This is a genomic window from Hymenobacter cellulosilyticus (assembly GCF_022919215.1).
Lineage (GTDB): Bacteria > Bacteroidota > Bacteroidia > Cytophagales > Hymenobacteraceae > Hymenobacter > Hymenobacter cellulosilyticus.
In genome coordinates this window covers 5,047,022-5,067,005 of the sequence record NZ_CP095046.1, presented here as the reverse complement: position 1 = coordinate 5,067,005, position 19,984 = coordinate 5,047,022, and the positions used below count along the sequence as shown (strand labels likewise).

The window sequence follows — 19,984 nt, the reverse complement described above, 5'->3', positions numbered from 1 at the left end:
ATGCTGTGACGTTGGTCGGCGGCGTTGCAACCAGAAGAGGGTAAATGGTATTGCGGTGAGTTCTGCCGCGCCTGCTTACCCTGTTCACCCGTCAGTTCATCTGCTTCCCATTAGCCTAATAAATAAGAATGAATGCCTTCGTGATTGAAGACGAGCCGCTGGCAGCCCGGCGCCTGACCGATTTGCTGCGCCGGCAACGTCCGTCGGTGGAAGTACTGGCCACGGCCGATTCGGTGGAGGCCGCCGTGGTGCTGCTTCAAACCGCTGCTACGCCGCCCGACGTGCTGTTTCTGGATATTCACCTTTCCGACGGGTTGAGCTTCGAGCTGTTTGAAAAGGCCGAGGTGCGCTGCCCGGTTATCTTCACCACGGCCTACGACGCCTACGCCCTGCGCGCCTTCAAGGTCAACAGCATCGACTACCTGCTCAAGCCCATCGACGAGGACGAGCTGCAGGCCGCGTTGCACAAGCTGCAAAGCTTGCAGCGGGCTGCTGCCGTCCCGGCTCCGGCCTTCGACGCTAGTCTGCTGACCCAGGTGTTGCAGCAGCTGCAGCCCCAGAACCAGTACAAAAAGCAGTTTGTGGTAAAAGTAGGGGAGCATCTGAAGGTGATTCCGGTAGACAACATCAGCTACTTCTTCAGTCTGGAAAAGGCCACCTTCCTGCAAACCCGCGAAAACCGCCGCTTCGTTATCGACCAGACCCTGGAGCAACTGGAAAAGCTGCTGGACCCGCGGCAGTTTTTCCGCCTCAACCGGGCCTACTACGTGCAACACGACGCCATTCAGGACATCATTCACTACACCAACAGCCGCCTGAAAACCGTGCTGGCCCCCGCCGCCCCCGAAGGCGACGTGCTCATCAGCCGCGAAAGAGTCCCCGCCTTCCGCGCCTGGCTGGAAAGGTGAGGTGGTGAAATAGTGAGATGGTGAGTGGATGTTCGGCTGGCGCGAATAGGCACTGTTTCCTGTCATTGCGAGGAAGAATGACGAAGCAATCCGTCCTCTGCTAGTGACAAACGCCCTTATACCAGAAAGCCCCTTCCTACACGCCGTAGGAAGGGGCTTTTCAGTTTAGAATACTCCGTACATTTCAGAGGAAGGATTGCTTCGCTCTGCTCGCAATGACACGGTTTTATTTCTCATATTTTCCACAGTAAAACCTACCCCTCCAGCCAAGACTTGAAGGCGCCGGCTTTTTCCTTGCTGACCATGACTTCCTCGGTGGGAGCGGGGGTGAGGTCGAGCTTGAGCTTGCCGTTGAAATGGGGGTGCAGGCGCTGCACGGCCTGCAGGTGGGCAATGTATTGGCGGTTGAGGCGGAAAAACTGATTGGGGTCCAGCAGGCTTTCCAGTTGCTCCAGCGTGTAGTCGACCACGAAGCGGCGGCCGTCGGTGGCTACCAGCGTCGTGACTTCGTGGCGGCTCTGAAACCAGGCTACCGCGCCCACGGGGCAGGGCAGCAGCTGCTCGCCGGTGCGCACCAGAAAGCGGGTTTTGTACTGTCGCTCGGGCCGGGGCAAACTGTCGCGCAGACTTTCCAGCTGCCGGGCCGGGGCGGCGGGCTGCTGCCATTCGCGCAGCTTGGCCAGCGCCGCCTGCAACTCGGCCAGCTTGATGGGCTTGAGCAGATAATCAATGCTGTTGGCCTTGAAAGCACGCAGGGCGTAGGCGTCGTAGGCGGTGGCAAAAATGACCGGGCTGCGCACCACCAGCTGGTCGAAGACGTCCAGGCTCAGACCGTCGGCCAGGTGAATGTCGGAAATGATAAGGTCGGGGGCGGGGTTCTCCGTAAGCCAGGCCACGGCTCCGGCCACCGTGTCGAGTACGGCGGCCACGTGGGCGTCGGGGGCGGCTTGGAGCAGCAGGCGCTGCAGCCGCTCGGCGGCCGGATACTCGTCTTCGAGCAGTAGTACGGTCATTGTCGGAAGCGAAGAGGTCTGGGCCGGCGGCTGTGGTAAGATATTACAACAGGTCCGAATCGGGGAGGTAGACGGCAAAGTACCAGACCCAGTCAATAAAGAACAGTTGCAGCGGGATACGAAACCATAAATAGACCGGGCCATAGCCGTCGTCGGTTCCGGTTTCGTAGTTGAGCCAAGTGCGGGCCGCGTGAATATTGGCCGGCAAAACCAGCACGAAAAACCAGATGAGCAGCTCGCCGGTGGTAGGGCGCAGGCTCGGTACCAGCAAGCCGATGGCCGCCGCTATTTCCAGCCCTCCCGTAAGCCAGACCACGGCTTTGCGGGCCGGCACAAAGTCGGGCAGCATCAGCATCATGCCCTTCGTGAAGGCAAAGTGCCCGGCCCCAGTGAAGAGCAGCATAGCGGCCATGGCCCCGTTGCCGGCCAATTCCGCTCCCCGCGGCCGGTTATCAGGTACGAGCCAAGCACCAGCAGGCTGAAAACGGTCAGTAAAACAACTAAGGGTTTCATAGCGAGGTAGTTGACAACCGATAAAACGGGTTAGGCCGGCAGTAGGGGCAGATATACCGTAAAGGCCGCCTCCGTGGCTTCGATGCGCACCGGCCCGGGGGCCTGCAGCAGCTCGTAGCGGTGCCGGGTGTTTTGCAGGCCCAGCCCGGTGCTGGGCCCCAGGCCGGCGGCCCGGGGCCTGAACGTGTTCTGCACCACGATATAGCCACTGGCTTCGTCGGCCCGGATGGTGATGTCTAGTGGATGCTCCCGGCTGACTACGTTGTGCTTCAGGGCATTTTCTACCAGCAGTTGCACGCTCAACGGGGCCACCTGTCGGGTGAGCAGTTGGGGCGGAATCTGCTGCGTAACGCGTAGATTGTCGCGGAAGCGGGTTTTTTGCAGGGCTACGTAGGTTTCCACAAAGGCCAATTCCTCGCTCAGCGGCACGGTGGGCCGGTCCCGGTTCAGCAGCACGTAGCGGTACACATCGGCCAGCTGGGCCACAAAGTCCTGGGCCGGGGCGTTGGCTTCGTCGATGAGGGCGGCCAGCGTATTGAGGCTGTTGAAGAGAAAGTGCGGGTCGAGCTGGTTTTGCAGGGCTTCGAGCTGGCTTTGCACCCCGGCCCGGGTCAGCTGCTCGGCCCGGCGCACGTTGTGCTCCCACTGCTCAAAGAAGTGGATGCTTTCGTAGAGCATCATCACCAGCAGCGTTGGAATCAGGTTGAAGGTAATCTGGGTGAACAGGTCCCGGGCCGTCAGGAAAAAATAAGCCGGCAGCAGCAGGTGCAGAAAGGCCACCAGCGCCGCGCTGCCCGCGGCCGTGTACAGCACGCCCAGCAGGGTGAGCAGCCACAGCCGCCGCCGGGTTTGCTCTACCCGGGGGAAACGGCGCAGCAGGCGGTTCCAGATGGTGCTGGTGCCCAGCCAGAGCGTGGACGTAAAAAGCAGGGAAACGGCCAGGTGCACCAGCACCATCACCATATTGGGCCGGGTGGGCAGCTCGCGCAGACTGAGCAGGGCAATGAGCACGGCCAGCACCGGAATGCCCAGCAGCCGCAGACGACGGTCGTTCATAGGCGTAAAGATGCCACGGCGGCTGGTAAACTAAATTAAGCCGTGATGGGCGGAGCAGAATGGCGTAGGGCGTAGCGCAGCAAGGCCGGCACCACCAGGTGGTGAAACGGCCGAATCAGGGCAAAATAGGCCCGGCCAAACCAATTATGAAACTGCACCACCGTCGTGACGACAACCGCCGGCTCGGCCCCCGCTACCAGCACTGATGCCCGAAAGTTGAGATGCCGGTCGTCTTGCCCCAGAATAACTTCCTGGGCACTCACGCTGAATACCTGAAACGGCCCAATCCGACTGCCAGTCACCAGCGGCGTCCCGTAGGCTGGGAGGTTTGCAACGGGAAACGTCGTCAGGCCGAAGGGGCGCACCAGCCAGTCGCGCAGCTGCATGAGGCGGCGCACCCAGGCCGGCCCTTGGCCAAACAGCCGCCAGGCCACCGCCTCGGCTTGCTGGGGTAGGTAAGCGGGCAAAGCTACTCGGTAGGCGTCGGTGTAGTCGGCGGGAGTGGCGGCTAGGGCGCTGTGGAGAGGTAGGGGCACGAGGTCAACGGCAAGGCGGGACATGGCAGGTTGGGGAAGATGGGTTTAGCTTAGTTTCCACAAGGGCAGCCCCTGCAGGGCGTGCACGTACAGCCACCCAATGGCCCCGGTGTAGAGCAGCGTAAAGCTCATAATGCCAAGTAATTGCCCCCGGTTTTGCAGAGTGGGGAAGTAGCGGGCCAGCAGCCAGCCAAACAAGGGCAGGGCCTGCAGGGCGTGCAAGCCCAGGAAATGAGCCGCCCGCAAATCGCCGTGGCGGGTGCTCCAGCCCAGCACCGGCAGGCCCGGTCCGCCGTCGGCGGCGCCCACCGTGTGGCCCAGGTGGTGAATCATAGCTCCGCCCACGGCGCTGCCCACCAGAAACAGCACCACTCCCAGTCGCAAGCCCCACACGTAGGCCGGGGGCCAAACGGCCGGTAGCGCAGCGTGAGCACTAGGGCCCAGACCAGCAGGCCGGTGTTGAGCATGATAAAAATGCCCATCAGGCTAAACAGCATTCCATCAAACGCTGAAGCTACGTTGAAGTGGGACGTAGTACCCCGGGCCGCCTGCAGGTAAATCACCCCGATTTCGACTAGAATGCTGATGGCCACGCCCCAGCTGATGCGGTGCACGGCCCGCTGGGGCCCGGCGGGCAAATCGGCCAGCAGCCAGCCCAGGGTCCAAAGGTAGATAATATCGGACAGCGCAAACTTCAGGGGCTTAAACCACACGTTCAGACCCAGCACGCTTCGGTCGTCGAAGGGCAGCAGCACCAGGGCCAGCACTACCAGCGGCACGTGCAGCCACCCCGCGCCCGATAACACCGGGTTGGCGCGGTGCAGCACCGTGAGCCACTGGCGCACCGCGCCCACGGGTGTGGAGGTGGCGGGTGCCGCCGTTGAAAGGCGGAAAGGAAGGAGGAGCGTTTTCATAGTAGCGGCGGTTGAGTGGAAAGAGCAAAAGCGGTACTCAGGTCAGCGCCGGAGCCGGGGCGGGCAAGGCGTAGAAGCGGCGCAGCAGGTGGTAGAGCAAAAAGCCGACGGGCCCGAAGAGAAAAGTCAGCAGCAGCGCGGGTACCAGCAGCAGGTGGGGCAGGCCCCGGCGCTGGGCGTCGCGGCTAACCCAGGCCCCCACAGCCAGATCAAAGCAGAGGTAATGCACCCAGCCGGCCAGCAGCGCCCACGGGTCCTGAAACAAGGCCGCCACGTCGGCCAGGGAGCCAAAGCCGCCTTGCTGGGCCGCGCCGCTGAAGTAGTGCCACCCGATGCAGGCGGCGTAGAGTGCGGCCAGCACCAGCGGCAGCGCCCCGCTGCCCACTACCCAGCGCGTGACGCGCCAGCGCGGGGCAAAAATGAGCAGCAGCCAGCCCGGCAAAACCAGGTTGGTGGCCAGGTGAAAAAGCGAGTCGGGGGATAGGGTCATGGCGGTAGTGCTAGGATGTAGGTCAAACTTCTGGAAAGAACCGCGGTTATCCAGCCACAAAAAGGGTGAAGCAGCCCGTTGCGGGGGTGAACCGGCGGAAGGTCGCGGGTGAGCAACTCGCCCAAAATGCCTCCTTGTGCACAATACCCCCGCTTGCCTTTCGTACTTTGCGCCCGTGAAACACGCGTTGAAGACTTGGCTGCTCCTGGGCGTCCTGGCCGGACCCCTGCCCCTAGCGGCCCAGGACGCCGACTCCACCTCGTCGCTAAAGAAGCAGGCCCACCGCCGCATCGTGTTCCAGTTCGACAACCGCTACTCCATTATCGACGGCAAGCTCGTGGGCATCAACGGGCTCAAGCTGGCCGTGGAATGGCGGGGCCGGCTGCGGGCCGGGGCCGGGGGCTATTTGCTCAGCAACGGCATTCCGTCGCAGGAAGAAGTGCCGGCCCACTACCCCAGTGGCACTCGTTCTGAGCTGCGGTTTCGCTACGTGGCGGCCTACGCCGAGTACCTGTTTATCCGGTCCAACCGCTGGGAGCTAAGCGCCCCGCTGCAGCTGGGCGTGGGCCGCTTTTTTACCAATTTCACCGAGCCCAGCGGGGCCCAGAGCAAGGATACCAAATCCACGGTGTGGCTGATTGAGCCGTCGGTATCCAGTCACTTCCGGGTGTTTCCCTGGTTTGGCATCGGGGTGGGCGCGGGCTGGCGCGAAACCCTTTTTGTGAGTAGCAACCTGGATGAAACCCTGGACGGCCCCATCTTCTACGGCCGGATAAAGCTGTTTCTGGGAGATTTGTACAAAACGGCCCGCTTCCGGCGCAAGCTCTTCTCCCAGCAGCATTTCCGCTACCAGGAGTAAGGCACTCCGGCGGCCGGTTCAGGCGGCGCAAAATCCGGTACTTCAAAGCCTGATAACGCCCAAAAGCCGGCTTTCCACTTAAGGAAGGCCGGCTTTTGTATACTGGGCAATAGGTCGGGCCGCCGCCCGCGGCGCTATTTTGGGCCCGACGAGGTGGTCAGGCGGCGGAGCAGAATGTGGGTGGCCTGCTGGTTTTTCACGCCGTTGGGCAAGGAGTACACCTGCACCACTTCCCAGCCCCGCTTGCCCATGTAGTTGAGCGTGCTCAGCGGGGTCGAAAACACTTCAATGTCGCCTACTTCGCGCTTGGCCATGTCACTGTCGCCGAGCTTTTCGTAGCCAAAGCCGAAGTCCACGAAAATGTCGCCGCCCTTGGTTTTAGTGGGCTCGTTCAGGAACTCGGTTTTCAGCAGCTCGCAGTACTCGTAGCGGGCCACGTTGATGTTGGTGGTTTGGGCGTGGGCAGCCGGGGCGGCCAGGGCGCCGGCCAGCAGCAGGGCCGGAAATAGAAGTTTTTTCATGGAGTCAGGGGTCGGCCCGAAGCCTTAGTTGTAATTAGGTAAGAACTTGTACTTGCGGCTGTACTCGAGCATCTGCTGGGCAAAATCGGAAGGGTATTCCACCTTCACGTCCACGATTTTGCCGTTCTGCTCCACCGGCACCAGCTTGGGCTGGATAAAGCCGGCGTAGGGCGCAATGTTGAGCTTTTCGTAGCGGGCCAGTACTTCCTTGTGCAGCACGGGGTCTACTTTCACGCCGTAGGTTTCAATCAGGTTTTTGGCCGCCGCGTAGTCGCCCTCACTGGTCAGGCGCTGCAGCTCGCGCAGGAGCTGCCCAAACAGGCCGCGCAGCTTCTGATAGTCGTTGATTTTGAAGTAGGTTTTGCCATCCTTGGTCACCTTCTCGATGACGTTGGCCTTCTTGCCCTTTTCATAGGCCCATTTGGCTACCATCTGGCGGTTGCGCATGTGGGCTTCCTCCACGGTTTCGCCCAGGGGCAGGCGCACGAGCTGGCCCATCAGGCCGTTGCGGATGTAGTTGTCGTACTCGGCCTTGCCCACTTCCAGGCTCGGCACCACGCCCAGCTGCACCAGCTTGTTGTCCATCAGGTAATACAGGGCCACCAAATCGGCGCGGCCTTCCTCGATGGCCGAGGCGTAGCTTTTCAGGGTTTCCTTGGGCGTGCCCACGCCGGGGTTAATCTGGCCCGAGGCGTGGCCGATTACCTCGTGCATGTCGGTGTGGAGCTTGCCGGCCAGGCCGGCAAACTTGCGGGCCCGGGCTTTTTCCTCCGCGGAGTAGGCAAACTCGTCGAGCGAGCCGCCAGCGTCGGCCTGTCCGTAGGCGTCCACGATGTTGCCCAGATTCACCGACTTCGAGCCGTGCTCCTTGCGAATCCAGGTGGCGTTGGGCAGGTTGATGCCAATGGGCGTGGCCGGGGCCGCGTCGCCACTTTCCACCACCGTGGTAATTACCTTGGCCGTGATGCCCACCACGTTCTTTTTCTTGTGCTTGGGCAGAATCGGGGAGTTGTCCTCAAACCACTGGGCCTGGTCGCCGATGGCCTTGATGCGCTTGGTGGCCTCCAAATCCTTGAACGACACCACCGACTCGTAGGAGGCGCGGTAGCCCAGCGGGTCGCCGTACACTTCGATAAAGCCGTTTACCACATCGGTACGGCTCTTGGTGTCGCGCACCCAGGCAATGTTGTAGTCGTCCCAGGTTTTCAGGTCCCCGGTGGTGTAGTAGTTGATCAGGCGCTGCAAGGCCAGCTTCTGCTCGGGGTTTTCGGCTACTTCCGCCGCCTTGCCCAGCCAGTACGCTACCTGGGTTAGGGCCTCGCCGTACATGCCGCCCACCTTCCAGGTGCGCTCCACTAGCTGGCCCTTCTCATCCTTCATCAGCTTGGAGTTCAGGCCGTAGGAAACGGGGCGCGGGTCTTTCTTGTCGATTTTCTTGGCGTAGAAATCCTCAGCTTCCTTCTGGGTCACGCCCTCGTAGAAGTTGTTGGCCGAAGTAGCTACCAGGTCCGCGTCCTTTTCCTGGTTTACGCGCTTGGCCGACACGTTTGGGTCAAAGATGATGGGCGTGATGACAGCCAGGAACTGGTCTACGGATTCGCCTTTTTCCAGGGGTAGCGTGCTGCTGTCCACGCTTTTGACCAGCTGGGCAAAATACGCCGGGCTGCACTCGGGCACAAACTTGCGGGTGGAGTAGTGGTGGTGCACGCCGTTGCTGAACCACACCCGCTTGGTGTAGATGTTGAGCTTGTTGGCCTCATCCACGCGCTGGGTGTTAGTCGTGCCCGCAATCTGCTGTTGGTTGGCGGGCCAGATGGCCTCCAGCGTGCGGCGTACCCGCAGGTTGTGCTTAAAGTTCTGGTCGTAGGAAATTTCCCGGCCGCACAGGGCCGCTTCGTAGAGGTAATAAAGCAGCTCTTTCTGCTGGGGCTCCAGGGTTTCGAAGCCAGGCACCTGGTAGCGCAACACGCGCAGGTCGGCAAACTGCTCACTGACCACCTGGAAGGGGGCATTGTCGGCCGTTGCTTCCGAAGCCACGGTGGTCAGGCTGGCTGCGGCAGTCCCGTCCTGGGGCCGGCGGGAGGCATTGGTTTCAGCAGAAGCTGCCTCCGCGGGGGAGTAGAGGCAGTGGTAGTAGCGGTGGTGCTGGCGCAGCCGCCACCCAACTGGGCGGCCAGCAGCAGCGCGGCTACCGAAATATAGGTACGCTTCATTGCAGGAATTGCGGTGGAAAGTTGTACAAATCAACGTCTTTTTTCACATAAGTAAGAGGTTGATTTGCGTTAACGGCCCCGCTTTTATGCCAATTTTGGCAACTGGCGCGGCCGCCTGCCAGCTAGAGCAGCCAGGCACAGTCGTTTTCTAGCTCTGGGCTTTACCGGTGGGGCGCGTCGGGGCGGGAGGCAGCCGTGGCCCGGAGCGTGTTCAGCCGGTCGAGCTTGCCGGAGGCCGTGGTTCGAAACTGCGGCACGTACACCAGCTCCCGGGGCCGCTCGTAACGCTCCAGTCGCTCGGCCAGCAAGGCCAGCAGCTGTTTAGCCTGGGCCTCGGCAAGGGGCGCCCCTTCCAGGAAAGCCGTTACCTGCTCCCCCAGGCGGGCATCGGGCCGGCCGGCCACGAAGGTGCGGCGGTTGGGCAGGTTCAGCTCCACCAGAGCCACTTCCAGCACTTTTTCCACCTTTTCGGCCTGCACCTTCACCCCACCGGAGTTGATGACGAAGTCGGCGCGACCCAGCCACTCAAAGGTGTGCTCGTCCAGCAGATGTACTTGGTCGTTGGTCGTAATCAGCTGGTCATCGGTCACGTCGGCGCGCACGGTGAGGCAGCCGCGCGGGTCCTGGTCGATGTGGATGCCGGGCAGGGCGCGGTAGGTGTGCGTAGCCTCGGGGCCGTTGAGGCGGCGCAACGCAATGTGGGAGGCCGTTTCGGTCATGCCGTAGGTCAGGTACACCGGTACTTTGAGCTTTTGCAGGGCTTGTTCCAGGCTGCTTTCCACCGTGGCCCCACCCACCAGAATGGCCTTCATCCGGTTCAGGCGCGGCAGGTTGGCCGGCGTGAGCACCTCGCGCAGCTGCAAGGGCACGAAGGAGGCAAAGTCGAACTCAGCCGTGGCCGGCACCAGGGCCAGCGGGTCGGCGTGGGGCTCCACGATGGTCATATGCAGGTTCAGCTCCAAGCCGCGCACCAGCATCATCATGCCGCCCACAAACTCGCAGTTCAAACACACCAGCATCCGGTCGCCGGGACCCAGGTCGAAGTAGTCGCCGGTGCGGCGGGCCGAGGCCACCAGCTGCCGCCGCCGCATTGTCACCGACTGCGGCTTGCCGGTGGAGCCCGAGGTGCGCAGCCCGAATTCCAGGGCGCCATTCAGCCACTGCCGGCAGAAATCCAGCACCTTGGCCTCGTAGCCGTTCAGGTCCACGGGGCTATTGGCGGGGTATTGCTTGATATCGGAGTAGCGAAATTCCCGACCGTTGAGCAGCAGGGAGTCGGGGAGCAGGGGCGTAGCAGACATGGGAAAAGCGGAAAAGTCAGCGGCAAAGATTCACGTAATACAACCATCTCCGCATACGAAGCTCCCGCCAGAAAGCTTTCCGAATGTGGTTGAAGCTGGAAATCAAGCGCCTGTAGTTACGAGTTGGGCTTCTTGGCTACTTGCTGCTGTAGTACGAGTCGTTGATAAAGGTGGCTTTCTTGGCCATGGCCTTCTGCCAGCCGTGGGGCAGAATAGTTAGCTCCCGCTCTTCGAGCAAGGCCAGCTTTTGCCGCACGGCCGCCTGCAGTGGCGCCGGCAGGGTGTAAAAGGCTTTGTCTACCTGTATGTTGCGCTGAATGTCCAGGTCGCCGGCCTGGTGGCGCAACACTATTTTCCGGCCCCGGTAATAGATAATGAATTTAACGCGGCCGTCGTCGGCACCCTGGGCGGCGGTACCATACACCAGAATCGGGTCAATTACCGCGTCGTGGTCGTAGTCCTGGAAACTGGCGAACTTGGTCCAGAACCAGATAGAGGTTTCCTCTTTCTCCGTTGAAATAAAGTCGTTGACCTCCCAGCTTTTGGTCAGCTTGCCGCTCGTTTCCCGCAGCGTCACGGCCTTGATACGGCTGCTGATGGGCTTTTTTTCCTCATCGAGCTGGTCCCGGCTTTCCGTCAGCACGCAGTAGCTTACCCCGGTTTTGTCGGTGTTTTTGTACACCCGAAAAATGGGGTATACCACGCTCAGTGCCGGCCGGCTGGCCTCGGGTAACAGGGCTGCTACCTCGGTCGGGGAGAGGATAACGCTGCTCACAGGTGGGGTTTGGGCGAGGCCCGAACTCCCGGGCCAAACGGCCAGCAGTAACAGAGTACGAAGGTTCATGCAAAGAAAATCAGGGACAGTACCGGCGGCCGGGCAAGAAGCGGAATAGGAAACCAGGCTCGGGCGCTTATTCTACCGGGTAGGGCTGCCAGGGAATGTCGCGCCACGGGCTCACGCGCGACTCGAGCAGGTAGCGGGCTATTTCGGCAATGTCGCCGTGGCTGTCGTTGTCCACGTCCCACATCAGGCGGCCCGCCACGAAGCCGGCCGCAAAACTATCCCAGGAGTCATAGTCGCGCAAGGCCAGGCGGGTGCCCGCGTCGATAAAGGGCCAGGCCTGCTCCCAGCTCAGGTAGCCGTAGTCGTAGCACCAGCGGGCCACGTTCACCAGGCGGGCGTAGTCCCAGGCTCCCACGTTGGTTACCGCGCGCGACTTCAGGAAGGGGTTGGCGGCAAACCGGTTGTACCACTGCAGCGACTCGCGTTTGAGCTGGCCCTGAAATTTGTGGCGGTGGCCTTCCTGCCGCAGGCTTTGCAGCACTTCCAGGGCATCGTCGGTGTCGTAAATGCCCCACCACTGGGCCGTGGCGGCCTTGCGCTCTACTAACTCCTCGGGTTTGAGCTGGGGTAGAATCCGGATAGGGTTGTCGCCGTAGAAAAACAGGATGGCGCCAGTGGCCAGGGCCCGAATTTCGGTGGGCGTGGGCTGGCGCACAGGCTGGGTCAGGTCGAAGCCGGCCAGGTCCCGGGCCCCGTATTGCCGCAGATTCTCGTTTTCGAGCTCAATGGCGGCTATTTTCTTGTTGCTCAGAAAAATGGACACGGAGCGAAGCCATTCACGCATAAGCTAGCGGTAGAATAAAGAGGATATAAGGCGGCAAAAAGTCTATTGCCGCCGCTAAATAGCCAAAACTCCCGCACTTGCCACATGGTACCCGCCTGGGCCGGCAGGCGGGAGGGCCGCTTGAGCTTGACAGTGAACCCAATAAAGCTGTATCTTAGGTAACCACCATCCCCCAAACGCCATGTCTGCCACCAGCCCCACTCCGTTTGCCTTGGTTCGCACCTTCGTCTTCCGCCGCTACCTCACGCTGCGTAGCATCGCCGCGCCCGTTCAGGACCCCGCCGCCGAAGCTGCCCGTAAAGCCCGCAAGCGCCGCAAGAAGCAGGCGAAGCACGAGCGGCTCCGCAACTTTTTCGGCTGGTGTGAGGGCTGCGCCGCGTACGGGTCAATATTTTAGAGAGTCAGCACAAGCAACAAGCGCCACCCAAGCCGGGTGGCGCTGTTTTTTTGTGGGCAGGTTAGACTGCTACGCGTCAACGCGGCTCCAGGTAGAGCAGCGTCGAGCGGTAGGGCTTGGCGGGCGTGTACTTGTCGTTGATGATAAAGTAGCCCCGGCGGTAGGCCGCAATTCCCTCCCAGTTGTAAGCCATGTACTCGGCCGGAAATTCCGCCAGGGGCTTCCACCGGTAGGCTTTGCCGCGGCGCTTAAGCTCAATGAGGCGGCAGTAGCTGCGGTAAGTGCCGGCCTGTTTCACCAACGCACTGTTTGGGTCGGTGTCGGTGGGGCGGTAGGCTTTATCGTCGTCGCCTTTGAAGAAATAGTTGAGGGCCGTAAACCGGTTTTTACCAGTGGGCGTGAGGTCCGTAATCCGGAAGGGTAGGGGCAGCAAGGCAACGGGCGGTAGCGGAGTCAGGGCTCCGGGGAGTTGCTTGCTGAATGGATAGGCGAAGTTGCCGGCGGCAAAGGAGTTGAACTCGAAAAACGCGGTAAGGCTCTTTTTATCCTGCACCAGGGCCTCAAAGCCGGCATTGTAGATGCGGCTGCCGTCGGGAGCGGTAGGCTTAACCACGGAAACCAGAAAATCGGGGTTCATCACCACGGCCGAGTCCTGCAATTGGCCCTGCAGCAGGTAGCAGTTGGGCGAGGCGGTGGCGGTTTCTACCGCCAAATACACCGTCGGGCCATCTACCAGCATGGCTTCCAGGCCTTCGTACACCTGCCCGGCGGCCACAATCTTATCCTTGAGCAGCTCCAGGCCGGCCAGGTGGTACTTGCGGTAGGGCAGCACGTAGGCCGTATCGGTAAGCTTACGGTCTAAGTCGGGCAGGCCAATGGCGTAGAGCTTGCCTTCGGGCTTGTCCGCGTCCAGCAGGCGGCTTTCGGATAACAAAAACAACTGGTTCTGGCTGACAAACAGGCCCGAAAACTGATTGTCGGGGCTGGCCAGCTCCCGGGGTAGCGTGAGGGGCTGCACCCGCAGCTGGGTAGTTTGCTGGGCTTGGCTGCTTAGGGGCAGCACCGCCAGCAGGGCGGCCGTGAGGCATGACTTTAGCCTGCGGCGGAAAGAATGAAAATAACGCAAAGCAGTTAGATAGTAGTGGCAATCATGGTTGTTGCCATCGTCATGTAGTAGTTGGCGCAGTGAATGGCCATCAGCACCAGGGTTTCTTTGCTGGCAAAGGTTTCGAATAGCTCGGAGCTGCTGACCGAGTAGTCATTGTTGATTTTGTTCCATTTGAAGTCGGGGCGGATGGTCAGCAGCTCCTGACCGTGCTTGTCGAGCAGCACGTAGCCACTCTTGGTCAGTCCCTGGTTTTTGAGCACGAAGGCCCGGTTTGTGCCGCCCAGGCGGGACTTCAACACGATGTTGCCGTCCCAGTTCATCTTGAAGCTGAGCACCACCACATCCCCGTCCTTGGCCTCGATGGTGGTGCCCCAAAAGCCCCGGGGCTCGATGCGCAACGACGGGCCGTTGGTCAAGACCAGCATGGCTTTAAAGGAAAACCACTCGGTGTACTTCAACTCGCCGAGCACGGCGGCCTCGGCCAGCAGGGTAAAGGTGCGCGTGTCGGTTGATTTTATCAGGTAGTCGGCCATGGGTTAAGCAGCAGGGGGATGAAAGACGTCTGAAACAGCGGCACCAGTAGTACCGCCGTGGGGCTCGGCAGCAGAGGCCGGCTATTTGCCGCTGGGCGCAGCGGGCAGGAGTTGGAAATAAGTGGCCTTAAACCGGTTGTCGACCACTTCGCCCTGCACCTCGGCTTGCCGGATAGCCTGGCAGAAGCCGTCCTTGGCGTGGGCGTCGCCGTGCGAGTCGATGGTGGTGCCATCCACGAAATAGGCTTTGCCATCGAAGCGAATGGCCAAATCACAGCTTTTGCCCGGCAGCCCCAGCTTGCACTGCCCGCAGGAGGCTTCCACTACCCGCACTTCTTTGGTTTTATCAGGCCCGGCGGGTGTTGTGGCCCCCGCAGCGGTAGCAGACTGAGCCCGGACTGCCGCAACCGATGAAAGGCTGAGCAGCAGCAGGAAAAGTAATGATTTCATGAGGCAGGAGTTTGTAATGAGGCAGCGGCAATATAACGAAGGACTGGCCCCGCGTAAAAAGAAAACTGCCAGCCCTGGGCAAGGGCCGGCAGTTAAAAGAGAGCCTAGGGAGTACCGCTCGGTTACGGAAACTTCGGAAACTTCGAGAAATCAGGCTTGCGCTTCTCGATAAAGGCGTTTTTGCCTTCCTTGGCTTCCTCCGACAAGTAGTAGAGCAGCGTGGCGTTGCCGGCCAGCTCCTGAATGCCGGCCTGCCCGTCGAGCTCCGCGTTGAACGAAGACTTAAGCATGCGCAGGGCCAGCGGGCTTTTCTCCAGAATCTTTTTGCACCAAGCCACCGTGGTTTCCTCGAGTTGCTCCAGGGGTACCACTTTGTTTACGAGGCCCATATCCAGGGCTTCCTGAGCGTTGTACTGGTCGCAGAGAAACCATATTTCGCGGGCCTTTTTCTGCCCCACCACGCGGGCCAGATACGAAGCGCCGAAACCGCCGTCGAACGAGCCCACGTTGGGGCCGGTCTGTCCGAAGCGGGCGTTATCAGCAGCAATGCTCAAATCGCACACCACGTGCAGCACGTGGCCGCCCCCGATGGCCCAGCCGGCCACCATGGCTACCACGGGCTTAGGAATCGAGCGAATCATTTTCTGCAGGTCCAGCACGTTCAGGCGGGGTACGGTGTCTTCGCCCACGTAGCCGCCGTGGCCCCGCACGCTCTGGTCGCCGCCTGAGCAGAAGGCCTTGCCGCCCTCGCCAGTAAGCACCACCACGCCGATGTCGGTGCGGTTGCGGCAGATGTCCATGGCCTCAATCATTTCCTGCACCGTGAGCGGGGTGAAGGCATTGTGGACCTGGGGACGGTTGATGCTGATTTTGGCGATGCCCTCGTGGAAGGTGAAGAGGATTTCGCGGAACTCCTTAATCGGGGTCCAGGTGATTTGTTCGGCCATAGAAGGAAGGAAAAAATCGTTGTTCGTGCCCGTCAGGCGCAGCCCGACGGGTAGAGTAACAAGGTTAAATGAAAGCAGTTTTCACGGCTTTGCGGTATTCTTCGAAGAAAGCGGCGTTAGTGGCGCTGTCGGTGGTGATTTCCAGCAGTGCCGCGCCGCTTACGGGTGCAAAGAAAGCGGATAGCGCCAATTTCAGCTCGGCAAAGGTACCGGCCGTGAAATAGCGCAGGTTGAAGTCGCGGCAGGTATTTTCGGCCGTTAGGGGCTGGTGGGTTTCGAAGAACTCCTCCAGCTCCGGCTGCTGCCGCGGCCCGTCGATAAGGCGGAAAATGCCCCCGGCGTGGTTGTTAAACAGAATTACGCGCAGGTTGGGCGTCGGGTAGTTTTGCCAAAACGCGTTCCGGTCGTAGAAAAAGGCTACGTCGCCGGTCATCAATACCACGGGCCGCTCGGGCTGGGCCAGGGCCGCGCCCACGGCCGTGCTGTTGCAGCCGTCGATGCCGCTGGTACCGCGGTTGGCAAACACCTCCACGCTCCGGTTTTCCGGCATGCCCAGAATGTTGGCGTAGCGCACGGCCATGCTGTTGGCCAGGTGCAGGGCCGTGCCATCGGTGAGGTGGCGCAGGGCGTGCTGAAAGGCCGTGAATTCGTTGAACGGCTGGTCGGGCCGGGCCAGAAAGTCGGTTAGAAATTCCTTGGCCCAGCTTTCGGCCTTGTACCAGGGTGTGCGGTAGGCCGTTTTGGTGGCCGCGTCTTTTTCCGTCAGGGCCCAGCCGCTCGTCGGCCACGTCAGCCGCGACGTATTCGCGACGGGAATCGAACCCGTATCCGGCGTTTCAGCATCGTTGTGACTGTCTGCTGTGCCTTTCGCAGCCGCGGTGTCTTCGGCCGAGGTCAGGCCGCCGAATAAGGAGTAGTCGGTAGCGACCAGCAGCTCGAAGAAGGTGGTCGGGTCGAGGCGGATGATGCGGGTCAGGGACTTGAACGTGTCGGCCACCGGCCCGGCGGCCTGCACGTGCCAGTGCTGGGCGGGCTGGGCCTCGCGCAGGTACAGCTTCAGGGCCTTGGAAATCAACGACTGGCCGAAGGTGATAAGCAGGTCGGGCCGCAAAGCTTCCTTCAGGCCCGGCTCGGGCACGGCCATAAACACGTCCTGCTTGCCCAGCGGAGCCGTGCGCAGGTCGTAGTTGGCTCCCACCGGCTGGTGCAGGTTGGAAATAACGTCGCCCACCACCGGAATCTGGTAGGCGCCCGTGAACTGGCGTAAGGCCAGCAGCAGCGCGTCGGAGTGCGGCTGCTGCCCGGCCACCACCAGCACGCGGGGCGTCTGGCGCAGCGCGTGGCGCAGGGCCACCAGCTCCGGCCCCGGCAGCATGGGTTTGGTAGCCGTTTCCTGAATAACGCGCACAGCCTCGAAGGTCAGCTCCTCGCCGGCTTTGGGGTAAAACGGCTCCCGCAGCGGCACATTTACCTGCACCGGTCCGGCCGGAAACTGCTGGGCCAGATTGATGGCTTCCGACACGATGCGGGCCGAGTGCCACTTGGCATCCGCGTGCGTGGTATCGGCCGGAAACGTGAACGTGCCCTTGGCGTGGGCCCCGTACAAATCGGCTTGTCGGATGGTTTGCCCGTCGAGCTGATCTATCCATTCCGGCGGCCGGTCGGCGGTAAACACCACCAGCGGAATCTGCTGGAAATAGGCCTCCGCTACGGCCGGCGCATAGTTCAGGCCCGCCGTGCCCGAGGTGCAGACCAGGGCCACGGCCCGCCGCTGACTTTGCGCCAGGCCCAGCCCAATAAAGGCCGCGGCCCGCTCATCAGGCACAGTGCGCACCTTAATGCGGGGATGGCGGGCAAAGGAAATCGTGAGGGGCGCACAGCGGGAACCCGGCGACAACACCACGTCGGTAATGCCCATCTGCGCACAGATTTCCGCGATATTATAGACTGCCTGCATAGGTGAGATAGTGAAATGGTGAGCTAGTGAGGTGATGGAGTGGTGGCGCAGCTCCGCGCCTGCGGAACAACAAACTCACCATTTCACCATCTCTCCATCTCACCGCAAGATGGCGCCAATCGTGCTTAGCTTCATTTCGGTTTCCTGCCATTCGCGCTCCGGGTCGGAGTCGATCGTCAGCCCGGTGCCTGCATACAGAACGGCCTGCTGGGGTGAAGTTGCAGGCAGCGCAAGTTTACGAATAAGCGCGAAACGCCGGCCTGGGGCAGATTTACTGGGCCCAAAAAGCCGCTGTAGTACGCCCGGTCGTAGCCTTCGTGTTCCTGCAAAAAGCTCAGGGCCGCCTGTTTGGGCATACCACCCACGGCCGAAGTGGGGTGGAGTAAGCGCAGCATGTCGGTACCCAGGGTAGGGAAGGGCACTTGGCGCAGGTTCACGGCAAAGTCGGTGCGCAGGTGCAGCAACTGGCCCGCTACCACCGTGCGGGGCCCGGTTTCCTCGTATTCGCGCAGGCGCAATTGCTTGAAGCAGCTCACGATGTAGCGCGCCACCAGGGCTTGCTCCTCAATTTCCTTTTGCCGCCAGATGGCGTGCTGGGGCAGGGCGCCCGGGGCCAACGCCTGAGTGCCGGCCAGGGCCATGGTACGAAACACGCCCTGCTCATCCACTTCCACCAGCACTTCCGGCGAGGCGCCCAGCCAAGTGCCCGCGCCCGGCGCACTCACCAGCGACACGAAAGCCCGGGGTAGCGGGAGCACAAATCCCGAAAAGCCCGCAGCGCGTCGAAGTTTTCGGGCAGAGGCCGCCGCGCCGCCCGCGACGACACTACTTTTACTACCTGTCCGCTTTTAATGGCTTCCACGCCGGTTTCCACCAACTGATAATACTCCTGCTGACTGGCCGTGTGCGGCACCGGCTGGGTGCTCAGGTGCCAGGGCAGGGGCGCAGGGTTTTTGGCGTGCTCAGTGGCCAGAAATGCCAGCAGCTGGCTGGCCCGGCTGTCGGTCGGGTCGAGGTGGAGCTGGTCGGGTACTTCGGCGTGCCAGTAGATGTCGGCCGGCAGAAACAGGGCCGGGTTGTGGTCGGAGTCGCGGAACGGAAAAAAGGCGAAACCGGCCGGCGCTTCCGGCGTCAGGGCCGGGGGCAGGCCCGTCAGCGCTGCTTCGGCCGACAAGCTCAGACACAGTTGGGCGTGCTCACTGCCGGGTAGGCGCCAAACCGCCACCGGCAGTTGCTGCTGCAGGGCAAAGGTAAGCAGCTGCTGAAGCTGCTGGGGCGGAGCCGGCACCGGGCCCGGCCAGGAGGCTACCGTCCGCGGCTGCGGTGTGCTCATGCTTTGGGCTCGGCGCTGGCCGGCAAGTCGATTACGGCCATGGTAATGCGGCTTACGCACACCAGCATACCGGTTTCCTCGTGGGTGATGCGAATTTCCCAAACCTGGGTGCTGCGGCCCACGTGCAGGGCCGTGGCCCGGCCCACTACCCAGCCTGAATGCACTCCTTTCAGATGATTCGCGTTGATTTCCAGCCCCACACAGGCTTTTTTGCGTACGTCAACCTGCAGGGCGGCCCCAATGCTGCCCAGGGTTTCGGCCAGGGCCACCGAGGCGCCGCCGTGCAGCAGGCCCATGGGCTGGTGGGTGCGGTGGTCTACCGGCATGCGGCCCACCAGCAGCCGGTCGCCGACTTCAGTTATTTCAATACCAAGGTGTTCGCCCAACGTATTGCGGCACCAGGCGTTGAGCTGGGCCAGGTCGGCGGTAGGATGTGCCATGCAGTATGTGCGGAAATAAACGGATTTAGGGCCTCGAAGCAGTACTTTCGGGGCCAAACAACAAAGCTAGCGGGAAAGTGAGCGTCAAAAAAATATACCTCATCCGACACGGGCAGACCGATTTCAACGTGGCCGGCATTGTGCAGGGCTCGGGCGTCGATTCGGACCTGAACGCGGCCGGCCACCGGCAGGCGGCCCACTTTTTTGCGGCCTACCAGCACCTGCCCTTCGACAAGGTGTACACGTCTACGTTGAAGCGCACCCATCAGTCGGTGCAGGCTTTTCTGGATCTGGGTTTGCCCCACGAAGAACACAGCGGCCTCAACGAGATTAGCTGGGGCGTGCGCGAGGGCATGCGCATCACGCCCGAAGAAGACGAGGAATACAATGGGGTGCTGCAGCAGTGGCGGCGCGGCGAAACCCACGCCCGCCTGCTCGGGGAGAAAGTCCGGATGAGGTAGCGGCCCGGCAGCAGCCTTTTATTGAGCTCTTGCGCAGCCGGCCCGAAGAGGAAACCGTGCTGGTGTGCATGCACGGCCGGGCCATGCGCGTGCTGCTCTGTCAGCTGCTCAACTACCCCCTCAGCGCTATGGACAGCTTCGAGCACCGCAACTTGTGCCTCTACAAGATTCACTACACCGGCAGCCTGTTTTCCGTGAATAGCTTTCTGGACGTAGCGCATTTGCAGGACTGCCCCAGCTAGGGCCCGGCTGCCGTACTTGGGGATGCCCAAACCCTCGGAAGTCGTTGGGTTAAAAGCTCCTAAAGAAGGACGTAGGCCGTTAAGACAGCAAATAGCAATATGCCAATACTACCGGTTGGGGTTAGGAAGGCGAAAATTCGCTGTTCTGCCTATCCGTCCGAACG

22 protein-coding genes and 2 pseudogenes are annotated in these 19,984 nt (G+C 61.5%); 4 read left to right on the top strand and 20 right to left on the bottom strand.

Annotated features, from left to right (window positions below; all coding sequences use genetic code 11):
• Positions 1-128 precede the first annotated feature (128 nt).
• Positions 129-908 (top strand): LytR/AlgR family response regulator transcription factor, encoded by a 780-nt coding sequence (locus tag MUN79_RS24905; protein WP_244675205.1) that lies wholly within the window; start codon positions 129-131, stop codon positions 906-908.
• Between the two features lie 254 nt (positions 909-1,162).
• Here MUN79_RS24905 and MUN79_RS24900 read toward each other — a convergent pair whose 3' ends face one another.
• From MUN79_RS24900 to MUN79_RS24870, 7 genes are all read right to left on the bottom strand, one after another.
• On the bottom strand, positions 1,163-1,921 hold the full coding sequence (locus tag MUN79_RS24900) for a LytR/AlgR family response regulator transcription factor (protein WP_244675204.1): 759 nt from the start codon (positions 1,919-1,921) through the stop codon (positions 1,163-1,165).
• Between the two features lie 43 nt (positions 1,922-1,964).
• On the bottom strand, positions 1,965-2,324 hold the full coding sequence (locus tag MUN79_RS24895) for a DoxX family protein (protein ID WP_244675203.1): 360 nt from the start codon (positions 2,322-2,324) through the stop codon (positions 1,965-1,967).
• Between the two features lie 140 nt (positions 2,325-2,464).
• Positions 2,465-3,490 (bottom strand): sensor histidine kinase, encoded by a 1,026-nt coding sequence (locus MUN79_RS24890; protein ID WP_244675202.1) that lies wholly within the window; start codon positions 3,488-3,490, stop codon positions 2,465-2,467.
• A gap of 35 nt (positions 3,491-3,525) precedes the next feature.
• Positions 3,526-4,050 (bottom strand): DUF2867 domain-containing protein, encoded by a 525-nt coding sequence (locus MUN79_RS24885; protein WP_244675201.1) that lies wholly within the window; start codon positions 4,048-4,050, stop codon positions 3,526-3,528.
• A gap of 21 nt (positions 4,051-4,071) precedes the next feature.
• Positions 4,072-4,398, bottom strand: coding sequence for a hypothetical protein (locus MUN79_RS24880; RefSeq protein ID WP_244675200.1), 327 nt, complete (start codon positions 4,396-4,398; stop codon positions 4,072-4,074).
• On the bottom strand, positions 4,356-4,940 hold the full coding sequence (locus MUN79_RS24875; protein WP_244675199.1) for a hypothetical protein: 585 nt from the start codon (positions 4,938-4,940) through the stop codon (positions 4,356-4,358). Before MUN79_RS24875 ends, MUN79_RS24880 begins: the two co-directional genes overlap by 43 nt.
• 37 nt (positions 4,941-4,977) lie before the next feature.
• Complete coding sequence (locus MUN79_RS24870) at positions 4,978-5,430, bottom strand: ABA4-like family protein (RefSeq protein ID WP_244675198.1); 453 nt, start codon at positions 5,428-5,430, stop codon at positions 4,978-4,980.
• Positions 5,431-5,605: 175 nt separating this feature from the next.
• On the opposite strand from MUN79_RS24870, the gene MUN79_RS24865 reads away from it, so the two are divergent.
• Positions 5,606-6,289, top strand: a complete 684-nt coding sequence (locus MUN79_RS24865) for a hypothetical protein (RefSeq protein WP_244675197.1) — start codon at positions 5,606-5,608, stop codon at positions 6,287-6,289.
• 134 nt (positions 6,290-6,423) lie between these two features.
• On the opposite strand, the gene MUN79_RS24860 is transcribed toward MUN79_RS24865, so the two are convergent.
• The 5 genes from MUN79_RS24860 to MUN79_RS24840 all read right to left on the bottom strand — a co-directional run bounded on the left by MUN79_RS24860 (position 6,424) and on the right by MUN79_RS24840 (position 11,952).
• Positions 6,424-6,810, bottom strand: coding sequence for a hypothetical protein (locus MUN79_RS24860; RefSeq protein WP_244675196.1), 387 nt, complete (start codon positions 6,808-6,810; stop codon positions 6,424-6,426).
• A gap of 24 nt (positions 6,811-6,834) precedes the next feature.
• A complete protein-coding gene (locus MUN79_RS24855; RefSeq protein ID WP_244675195.1) occupies positions 6,835-9,057 on the bottom strand; it encodes a dipeptidyl-peptidase 3 family protein in 2,223 nt (740 codons plus the stop codon).
• A 127-nt stretch (positions 9,058-9,184) separates the two neighbouring features.
• Positions 9,185-10,324: an AMP-binding protein gene (locus MUN79_RS24850; RefSeq protein ID WP_244675194.1), complete on the bottom strand. Its 1,140-nt coding sequence runs from the start codon at positions 10,322-10,324 to the stop codon at positions 9,185-9,187.
• A gap of 136 nt (positions 10,325-10,460) precedes the next feature.
• Positions 10,461-11,168 carry a M949_RS01915 family surface polysaccharide biosynthesis protein gene (locus MUN79_RS24845; RefSeq protein ID WP_244675193.1) on the bottom strand — a complete coding sequence of 236 codons (708 nt, stop codon included), beginning with the start codon at positions 11,166-11,168 and terminating at the stop codon, positions 10,461-10,463.
• A 67-nt stretch (positions 11,169-11,235) separates the two neighbouring features.
• Positions 11,236-11,952: a DUF1266 domain-containing protein gene (locus MUN79_RS24840; RefSeq protein WP_244675192.1), complete on the bottom strand. Its 717-nt coding sequence runs from the start codon at positions 11,950-11,952 to the stop codon at positions 11,236-11,238.
• Between the two features lie 181 nt (positions 11,953-12,133).
• Here MUN79_RS24840 and MUN79_RS24835 point away from each other — a divergent pair, with 181 nt between their 5' ends.
• The gene (locus MUN79_RS24835; RefSeq protein WP_244675191.1) at positions 12,134-12,349 is read left to right on the top strand and encodes a hypothetical protein; all 216 of its coding nucleotides are present in this window, start codon (positions 12,134-12,136) and stop codon (positions 12,347-12,349) included.
• A gap of 76 nt (positions 12,350-12,425) precedes the next feature.
• On the opposite strand, the gene MUN79_RS24830 is transcribed toward MUN79_RS24835, so the two are convergent.
• The 8 genes and pseudogenes from MUN79_RS24830 to MUN79_RS24795 all read right to left on the bottom strand — a co-directional run bounded on the left by MUN79_RS24830 (position 12,426) and on the right by MUN79_RS24795 (position 19,117).
• The gene (locus MUN79_RS24830; protein WP_244675190.1) at positions 12,426-13,475 is read right to left on the bottom strand and encodes a hypothetical protein; all 1,050 of its coding nucleotides are present in this window, start codon (positions 13,473-13,475) and stop codon (positions 12,426-12,428) included.
• A 5-nt stretch (positions 13,476-13,480) separates the two neighbouring features.
• Positions 13,481-13,990, bottom strand: coding sequence for a hypothetical protein (locus MUN79_RS24825; RefSeq protein WP_244675189.1), 510 nt, complete (start codon positions 13,988-13,990; stop codon positions 13,481-13,483).
• 81 nt (positions 13,991-14,071) lie between these two features.
• Entirely contained in the window at positions 14,072-14,440 is a 369-nt protein-coding gene (locus MUN79_RS24820) for a DUF6370 family protein (RefSeq protein ID WP_244675188.1), read from the bottom strand.
• 122 nt (positions 14,441-14,562) lie between these two features.
• Positions 14,563-15,387 carry a 1,4-dihydroxy-2-naphthoyl-CoA synthase gene (gene menB / locus MUN79_RS24815; protein ID WP_244675187.1) on the bottom strand — a complete coding sequence of 275 codons (825 nt, stop codon included), beginning with the start codon at positions 15,385-15,387 and terminating at the stop codon, positions 14,563-14,565.
• 64 nt (positions 15,388-15,451) lie between these two features.
• Positions 15,452-17,344: a 2-succinyl-5-enolpyruvyl-6-hydroxy-3-cyclohexene-1-carboxylic-acid synthase gene (menD, locus tag MUN79_RS24810; protein WP_262922942.1), complete on the bottom strand. Its 1,893-nt coding sequence runs from the start codon at positions 17,342-17,344 to the stop codon at positions 15,452-15,454.
• A gap of 99 nt (positions 17,345-17,443) precedes the next feature.
• Positions 17,444-18,018, bottom strand: a pseudogene (locus tag MUN79_RS24805) (chorismate-binding protein).
• Positions 18,019-18,065: 47 nt separating this feature from the next.
• On the bottom strand, positions 18,066-18,677 hold the full coding sequence (locus tag MUN79_RS24800; protein ID WP_244675184.1) for a chorismate-binding protein: 612 nt from the start codon (positions 18,675-18,677) through the stop codon (positions 18,066-18,068).
• Positions 18,674-19,117, bottom strand: coding sequence for a hotdog fold thioesterase (locus MUN79_RS24795; RefSeq protein WP_244675183.1), 444 nt, complete (start codon positions 19,115-19,117; stop codon positions 18,674-18,676). The genes MUN79_RS24800 and MUN79_RS24795 overlap by 4 nt, the downstream gene beginning before the upstream one ends.
• A gap of 77 nt (positions 19,118-19,194) precedes the next feature.
• On the opposite strand from MUN79_RS24795, the pseudogene MUN79_RS32095 reads away from it, so the two are divergent.
• Positions 19,195-19,820, top strand: a pseudogene (locus tag MUN79_RS32095) (histidine phosphatase family protein).
• Positions 19,821-19,984 lie beyond the last annotated feature (164 nt).